General features: G+C 46.8%; 9 protein-coding genes. 3 read left to right on the forward strand and 6 right to left on the reverse strand.

Going from position 1 to position 8,167, the window contains the following annotated elements:
• Both Q0R35_RS00935 and Q0R35_RS00940 read right to left on the reverse strand, forming a co-directional pair.
• Positions 1–380 (reverse strand): DUF1800 family protein (locus Q0R35_RS00935; protein ID WP_295613543.1); only part of this gene is annotated, 380 nt, incomplete at its 3' end.
• A 65-nt stretch (positions 381–445) separates the two neighbouring features.
• Entirely contained in the window at positions 446–910 is a 465-nt protein-coding gene (locus tag Q0R35_RS00940) for a hypothetical protein (protein WP_295613545.1), read from the reverse strand.
• 297 nt (positions 911–1,207) lie between these two features.
• On the opposite strand from Q0R35_RS00940, the gene dnaK reads away from it, so the two are divergent.
• From dnaK to Q0R35_RS00955, 3 genes are all read left to right on the forward strand, one after another.
• Positions 1,208–3,817, forward strand: coding sequence for a molecular chaperone DnaK (dnaK, locus tag Q0R35_RS00945; RefSeq protein WP_295613547.1), 2,610 nt, complete (start codon positions 1,208–1,210; stop codon positions 3,815–3,817).
• Positions 3,818–4,023: 206 nt separating this feature from the next.
• A complete protein-coding gene (locus Q0R35_RS00950) occupies positions 4,024–5,049 on the forward strand; it encodes a J domain-containing protein (RefSeq protein WP_295613549.1) in 1,026 nt (341 codons plus the stop codon).
• A complete protein-coding gene (locus tag Q0R35_RS00955; RefSeq protein WP_295613551.1) occupies positions 5,049–5,951 on the forward strand; it encodes a hypothetical protein in 903 nt (300 codons plus the stop codon). The genes Q0R35_RS00950 and Q0R35_RS00955 overlap by 1 nt, the downstream gene beginning before the upstream one ends.
• A 26-nt stretch (positions 5,952–5,977) precedes the next feature.
• Here the strand turns inward: Q0R35_RS00955 and Q0R35_RS00960 are convergent, their stop codons facing one another.
• The 4 genes from Q0R35_RS00960 to Q0R35_RS00975 form a co-directional block, all read right to left on the reverse strand.
• Complete coding sequence (locus tag Q0R35_RS00960; RefSeq protein ID WP_295613553.1) at positions 5,978–6,412, reverse strand: NUDIX hydrolase; 435 nt, start codon at positions 6,410–6,412, stop codon at positions 5,978–5,980.
• Positions 6,409–6,783, reverse strand: a complete 375-nt coding sequence (locus tag Q0R35_RS00965) for a DUF2237 domain-containing protein (RefSeq protein ID WP_295613555.1) — start codon at positions 6,781–6,783, stop codon at positions 6,409–6,411. The genes Q0R35_RS00960 and Q0R35_RS00965 overlap by 4 nt, the downstream gene beginning before the upstream one ends.
• Positions 6,784–6,921: 138 nt before the next feature.
• A complete protein-coding gene (gene thiS, locus Q0R35_RS00970; protein WP_295613557.1) occupies positions 6,922–7,134 on the reverse strand; it encodes a sulfur carrier protein ThiS in 213 nt (70 codons plus the stop codon).
• Between the two features lie 25 nt (positions 7,135–7,159).
• Positions 7,160–8,167 (reverse strand): thiamine phosphate synthase (locus Q0R35_RS00975; RefSeq protein WP_295613559.1); only part of this gene is annotated, 1,008 nt, incomplete at its 5' end.

An 8,167-nucleotide genomic window follows, 5' to 3' on the forward strand; every position in this document is an offset into this window, starting at 1 on the left:
ATCGCTTCATTAGTGACTTGCTTTGCTTGTTGCTGCTGAACTTTTTTAATTTCTTGTGCTGGCTGTTTCCTGTTAGCTTGGCGGTTGGGATTATATCTCTGAAATAGCTCGGCTGGCGAAAGGTTAATTGTCTCTAATTTAGCTAATTTATCGTTTAAAATAGCTGGCTCGGCGATCGTATCTGGGTTGAGTTGCTGTTGGATGTATTTATCGATGCCGAGGCTCTGGACTCGATCGATATCGCCAGCACCGATGCCCAAACTTAGCCGATTCAAAAGATGAATGACTTTAGGATTAGCTGGTGCCGATCGAGCTATACTAGCTGACAACAGCCAGATTGAGATTGTCGCAATAATTAAATATCTTTTACGATTGTTCATCACGAAAAGTTTCAAGGATCGGGTTGAGATTCTAATTATGTTGTTTGGAAGTATTTTAATTTATATCAACAAACATCTGGTGGTAATGAAGATTTAGAATCTGGCTGGAGTTGTTGAGCAATCGAATCTTCTAAACTCTGACGCGAGATCTCTTTGCCGATATCTAAATTTTTAGAGTTGTTGAGAAATACCACGCGATCGATCTCTGGGATAGCTAGGAGGTAAAATAGTAACTGAATTACAGGAACTTCTACGGCTGATTGAGTCACTAAAGAGCCGCCATCGAAGTTACTAATATCCTCAGATCTCAGAAATGCGTAAATAACTTTAATTTCTAGATTGGGTTGGCGATTGTGTCGTAGGGTGGTAATTACCGATTCACCCTCCTGACTTTGACAGATATAATATGTCGTCTGGGGTAAAGTTGCCGCTACCTGTTGTAAGATTGGCGCGATCGCCATTACGCTCATGCGACTCTCAACATCTGGCGCACCGTCGATTAATTTTTGGACTTGTTCTGCTAAATTCATAGTTGGGAGTTGGGAGATGGGAGCGAAAAGTGCGTTCTTGGGGTTCCCCCAAGTGAAGCACCTTTTCAAGAGAGATGGGAGAAATTACGGTGCAGAGATTAGGTACTAGGGATTGAGGGCTTAGGTTTCAGGATGATTGCGTCCGCTTACAACTAAACCACATATCATCATCTCCCAGCTCCCAGCTCCCATCTCCCCTCTCTCTTAGTAGTGCTATCCCCACCCGAAGGGGGGATCGATCGGATAAAATAAGACCAATATTTGTGACAAATTTAGTCATACAAAGGGAAACAGCGGATGGGTAAAGTAGTAGGCATCGACCTGGGTACCACCAATTCAGTGGTAGCCGTCATGGAAGGTGGGAAACCAGTGGTAATTGCCAATGCAGAAGGTATGCGTACCACACCCTCCGTCGTTGGCTTTAGCAAAGACGGCGAACGCCTAGTCGGGCAAATGGCGCGGCGGCAAACAGAGCTAAACCCTCAGAATACCTTTTATGGGGTCAAACGCTTTATGGGGCGCAAATATGCCGAACTCAGCCCTCAATCGAAGCAAGTTCCTTACACCATCCGCAAGGATGAAGACGGCGGTATCAAAATCAAGTGCCCCAAGCAAAATCGAGAATACGCACCGGAAGAAATTTCGGCGATGATTTTGCAAAAACTAGCCGATGAAGCCAGTAGATATCTCGGTGAAGCCGTGACTGGTGCAGTAATTACCGTACCTGCTTATTTTAACGATTCCCAACGCCAAGCGACGAAAACGGCGGGGAAAATTGCGGGATTGGAAGTCCTGCGGATTTTAAACGAGCCGACGGCGGCATCTTTGGCCTATGGGTTAGATAAACGGCGCAGCGAGACTATTTTAGCCTTTGACTTAGGCGGCGGTACATTTGACGTATCGGTATTAGAAGTCGGCGATGGCGTGTTTCAGGTTAAGTCTACCAGCGGCGATACCCAATTGGGCGGCGTAGATTTCGATCGCAAAATCGTCGATTGGTTGGCAGAGCAATTTTTAGCGGCAGAAAATATCGACCTGCGGAAGGAACGGCAATCGCTCCAGCGGCTGACAGAAGCGGCTGAGAAGGCTAAAATCGAACTTTCTGGGGTGATGGTCACCGATATCAATTTACCCTTTATTACGGCGACCGCAGATGGCCCCAAGCACATCGAAACGCGGCTGACTCGCGCTCAATTTGAGGAGTTGTGTGGAGATTTAATTAGTCGGCTGCGCGGGCCTGTCAAACGGGCGATGAACGATGCTAAACTGACGGCTTATGATATCGACGAGGTGGTATTAGTCGGCGGTTCGACACGGATTCCGGCGGTGCAGGAATTGGTGCGGAGTTTTATTAATAAACGTCCCAATCAGAATGTTAATCCCGATGAAGTGGTAGCCGTGGGTGCGGCGATTCAGGCTGGAGTACTTTCTGGCGAAGTTAAAGATATTTTGCTGCTCGATGTCACGCCGCTCTCGTTAGGATTGGAAACTATCGGCGGGGTGATGAAAAAACTGATTCCGCGCAATACGACGATTCCCGTGCGGAAGTCGGATATATTTTCAACATCCGAAAATAACCAAACGATGGTAGAAGTCCATGTCGTACAAGGCGAACGCGAAATGGCAGCCGATAATAAATCTCTGGGTAGATTTAAACTAACCGGAATTCCCCCCGCACCGAAAGGAATTCCTCAAGTGCAAGTTTCGTTAGATGTCGATGCTAATGGTATCCTGCAAGTAACCGCGATGGATCGGACGACCGGACGGGAACAAACGGTGACGATTCAGGGTGCTTCGACTTTGGGCGAAATGGAAGTCCAACGGATGATTGACGAAGCAACCCAATTTGCAGCTAGCGATAAACAAAAACGCGAAAAAATCGACAAGCGCAACCGCGCCGAGGCGATATCTTATCAAGCCGAACGCCAATTACGAGAAGTTGCCCTAGAATTTGGAATGCAATTTGCTAACGCGCAACGCAAACAAATTGAAGGATTAGTCAGAGAAATTCGCGAAGCTCTCGCCGATGGCGACGAACGCTTAATCGACGAAATTAAAAACGAACTCGATGACGCGCTCTACGATTTTAGCCGTCAGGTGAAAACACTGACCGAAGAAGAAGATAAAGGCATTCTCGGTACGCTCAAAGATATCTTTGTCGGCGACGATGATGACTATAATTATCGCGACTATAATAACCGCGATGTTTATAATCCTTACGGCAATCCCCGCGATCCTTATTACGATAATCGCCCCAACGATTACCCCCAGTCTTATCCTAATCGCGGCGCACTACCCCCCCAAAATTACGATTATCCCAGAGATGCATCGCGCGATCGCGATTATAATAATCCCCAAAGAGATCCCTATAACGATAATTCCCAAAATCGCAATCGCGATAGCCGCAGCAATCCGCGTGATAATAATGATTCGACCCGATCGCCATACCGCGATAATAGTAATGACGAACGCTATACTCGCGACGATCGCTATCCCACTCGTCGCGACGATAATAGTAATACCTCAAACTCTCGCCGCGATGATAATCCCCGTCGTCCGCCCAATAATAACCCAGATCGATCGCGCCCCCGCCAGGATGATGACTATCTAGACGACGCACCCCAAGATTCTCGCCAGAATCGCTGGGATGAAGAGCGCAATCCTCCCACATCTCGTCGCACGGGCGACTCCCGCAGCGGTCAAAATTCGCCCCGCAGCAGCTCCAATCCACCAGATAGCCGCTCGATGAATCTACCCGCACCGCGCAATCCTCGCAATGCTGACGACTCATCAGCTCGTAACGACACTCGGCGTTCGTCAGGCAGCAATAACAATCCCAGTCGTCCCCCCCAATCTAACCCCAAACCCATCGGCGATGATTGGGATGATGACGATGAATGGTATTAAATTAGGGGATAGGGAATAGGGGATAGTGGATAGTGAATATAGAGGTTAGGCTTTAAGGTAAAGATGTTATTGGATTTTCCGCTTTAGTAGCAACCCTAATTACTAACTACTACCCCATATCTCTAACGACAGTGAAAATTCTACTTTCTATCCCCTATCCCCTATCCCCTATTCCCTTACTTAATACCTAAAGCCCAAAGCCTTCCATGCAAGACATTCGCAATTATTACGAGCTATTGGGTGTGAAGCGGGATGCTTCCGCTGATGAGATCAAACAGTCATTTCGACAACTGGCGCGGAAATACCATCCGGATCTCAATCCGGGGGATAAAAGTGCTGAAGATAAATTTAAAGATATCAGCGAAGCCTACGAAATTTTATCCGATCGATCCAAGCGATCGCAGTATGATAAATTTACTGGATTTTGGCGCAAAAATCGGACTAAACCCACAACTGCTAATAATAACCCACCCAGAGATCGATCGGATGAAGATGATTTTAGCGATGATTTTAACACCTTTATCGATCGCTTATTAGGTAGGAAAAAAGAAGCTAGTAGTGCTAATTATAGCAGCGAATCGTCTAAAACGAACCCTCAAACCGCCCGTGCCGACCGCGATCCCGAACGACGTACCCCCCGTAGCACCCAAACATCAGAACGCCCAGAACGCCCAGAACGCAGCACATTCTCCGATTCGCCACCGCCAACTCGCCCTAAAAATCTCGAAGCCGAACTTACCCTCCCCCTCGATAAAGCCTATTTAGGCGGAAGCGAACGAATTACCATTCAAGAAGACGGACGTTCTTTAGAAGTAGATATGCCCCCCGGCATGATTCCAGGGCAAAAAATTCGCCTGCGGGGACAAGGCATCGCAGGTGGCGATCTTTATCTCAAGATAAATGTTGCACCGCACCAGTTTTTTAGACTCGAAGGAATTAATGTTTATTGTCAACTTCCTGTCACTCCCGCCGAAGCAGTATTAGGCGGTTTTGTGGAAGTACCGACACTCGATGGATTGGTAAAAATCAGCCTTCCTCAAAGTGTCGCAACCGGACAAAAACTCCGACTGGCGGGGAAAGGGTTTCCCGGCGATGATGGCAAACGAGGCGATCAATTACTCGAAATTCAAATTGTCGTGCCTAAAAACCCTGCCCCAGCCGAACGCGAACTGTACCAAAAATTACGCGATTTAGAATCGTTTAATCCGCGCCTAGATTTAACCACAAATTGATGCTGTTAGCGCGAATTTTAGATCGAATTGGTGACTGGAATCCCCATTTGATGCGGGAGCTAAATTGTCGCCTTAATGGTATGAATCTGACAATTGCAACTGTCATTTCGATCTTTATCCAAGTAGCTGCATTATTTATACCCGATCTGTTCTTGAGTTACGGTAGAAACTATTCGTGCTTTACGCCTGAGTGGTGGGTACCAGTTTGCGAATTACTCGGTCGCGAACTGTGGCTGACGATGGCAATTGGTGGTACCTATTTTATTGCTCGCGATTTTGCTCGCGAGATGCGTAATGGCACTCTCAATCTTGTCAATCTCTCACCAGCCAAGCCACTAGAAATATTGCTGGGGAAGCTGCTAGGCGTGCCGATCTTAATCTATTGGGTCGTATTTTTAGCATTACCTCTACATTCTATTTCAATATTTAAAATTGCATCCGTGGCTCCAAATGCTTGGCTGTGGGATCTAGTCGCGTTCGCACTCGTCGGATTATTATATCTATGCTCAACCTTAGCGATTATTGTATTTAGAATTCAACCAATCTTACTATGTACGATTTTACCTGCAATCGGTTCGGCTGGATTGGTAATAATCGGATCTCGCCTGAATCATTACTCATACCTGGGAGTCTATTTCGCTGATGAATGGCTGTTACTGTTTTCAGCTAGCCTAGCTTTCTTCGTTGGTAGCTTTCCACTGTTAAAACTCATCCAGTCTTGGTACCCACGCATTAATTCATTACACGCACGCGATCGCTCTTTGTCAGTAGCAGTATTATTATCACAATATCCAGTCTTGCTATTCATTTATCTGCTGTTAGTGTGCGGAATGCCAGTAGCAACTTTATTAGCAACAATTGTCATCGCGATCGTCATTACCAAAACCAAGGCACTAGAATGATGCTCATGCGGTGATTTTGACTCGATTTAACCCCACCATTCCATAAAATCGATCGTAATTTGTTGATGTACCGCACCTAAGGGACGTTCTTCCCCAGCTATTGCCGAATAAGCAAAACCCGCTTCGATTTGAGCTGGTGAAATGAATCCAAAATCCCAACCTTCACCCAGTATCAATTTATCGATACTGACAGTCAGCGGCGCATAAAAAACATGCCTGATAACCCGATCGTCATTATAGCAGCCAAACTTTTGAGGCTTTTCAATTCGATAACCAATCTCCTCCAAAACTTCCCGCACTACCGCAATTTCTGGAGTTTCCCCAGCTTCGATATGTCCGCCAAATAAACCCCACAAACCTGGATAAAGAATGGTGGGAATATTATCTCGCAATTGCATTAAAAATTTGCCCTCGTAAGGTAAGATTGCGATCGCGACTTCGACAGGTACATCACCGCTCATAGAGAAATTGTATGTTGTTGGATATCTGCTAAAGAGACAAATTTAAGCGCAGCCTCATGGGTTGCCATTAAGTCTACAGGTGGAGCGACACCAGCGTCTAGAGCTTGTTTCCACCGCGATGCACACAAACACCATTTATCACCGGGATTCAAGCCAGGAAAGCTAGAGCCGGGAACGGGCGTACTCAAATCGTTACCTTCGGACTTGGTAAATGTCAAAAATTCCGTCGTCATCTGCGCGCAAACTACATGCGTACCACGATCTTGAGGGCCAGTTACACAGATACCAGTCCGAAAAAATCCCGTCATCGGGGACGTACAGCAAATCTGAAGTTCGGTACCAAGTACATTTTTATCGGTGTTGGGATTCATAAAGACCAGAAGTATCGATCGAATGTTGCATCTTGAATATACCCCAAAGATCGATATCCTAAAACCTAAAACCGGACAGTGAGCTACAGCAGTTGGCGTAGCCTGCCGTAGGCACACTGAAAACCTAGAGCCTAAAGTCTAGCCCCCACCAACGATCGTCACAATTTCTAATCGATCGTTAGTTTTAATTTCTGTCTCATCCCAAAACTGACGATGCAAAATTTCTCCATTATATTCTACCGCCAAGAGCCGAGGATTTAGCCCCATTTCTGCGAGTAGTTGGGGTAGACTTGTCTGCGGCAAACAGGTACGAACTTCACCATTTACTTGTAATTCGATCGATTCCATCATAAACCTAAAACTTAATACCTAATACCTAACCCCTACTACCTAACTGTGGAACTCGATTTAAGATTGCCAGACAAGATTGTACCGCTTGAGTGGGAGTATCGGAATTCATAATCGCCCGGACGATCGCGATTGCGGGTGCGCCAGCTTGGAGGACATCATCGATGTTAGTATTATCGATGCCGCCGATCGCAAACCACGGCACGGTAGCATTTTTGGCAGCATGTTGGACGTATTCTAATCCGGCTGCTGGCTTACCCGCTTTCGTTGGCGTTTCATAAACTGGCCCAACGCCGATATAGTCGGCACCTTCTTTAATTGCTTGAGCCATTTCTGAGGGGTTAGTGGTCGATTTACCGACGATTCGCTGCGATCCGAGGATTTGCCTAGCCAGCGCGATCGACACGTCTTGCTGACCCAAATGCACCCCATCTGCATCGACAGCTAGAGCCAGATCTACTCGATCGTTGAGAATGAATAACGCCCCATAATTATGACAGAGTTGACACATTTGCCGCGCGATCTCCAATCGATCGGTATCATTGGCTTGCTTATCACGATATTGAACTAAAGTCAAGCCCCCCTGTAGTGCGGCTTCGACGCGGGGGAGTAAATCTGGACTGGGAGATGTAACTAGGTATAATTTAGCATTCGTCAGCAGTTGGCGACGGCGGTAGGCAAGTAAGTTACTTTCTAAGGTGTATACCCGATAGCGCATCTGCTTGCAGCCGCTACTAAGGTTGAGCGAGTAGAGTTTGCCATATTCTTCGAGTACTCGCAATGCTTCTTGTACCCGACACAGATTGGCTTGGAGCAGTTGCTCGATTCCCGTACGCTGTTCTTCGCGCGGATGACTCAGTGCGGTACCGATATCCCCGGAAGTGTCCCGTGCGGAGCGAATTTCTGGCGTATGCCACATCCCCAATTCTTGCCGCATTTGCTTGCATTCACTTGCCAGCGCGCTATTGTTGAGCGCAAACCTGCACCATTCTTCAATAATTCGCAATCCCTCCCGCGCTCGATCGAAATTCGCATC

The sequence above is a fragment of the Chamaesiphon sp. GL140_3_metabinner_50 genome, assembly GCF_025361915.1.
Classification (GTDB): Bacteria; Cyanobacteriota; Cyanobacteriia; order Cyanobacteriales; family Chamaesiphonaceae; genus Chamaesiphon.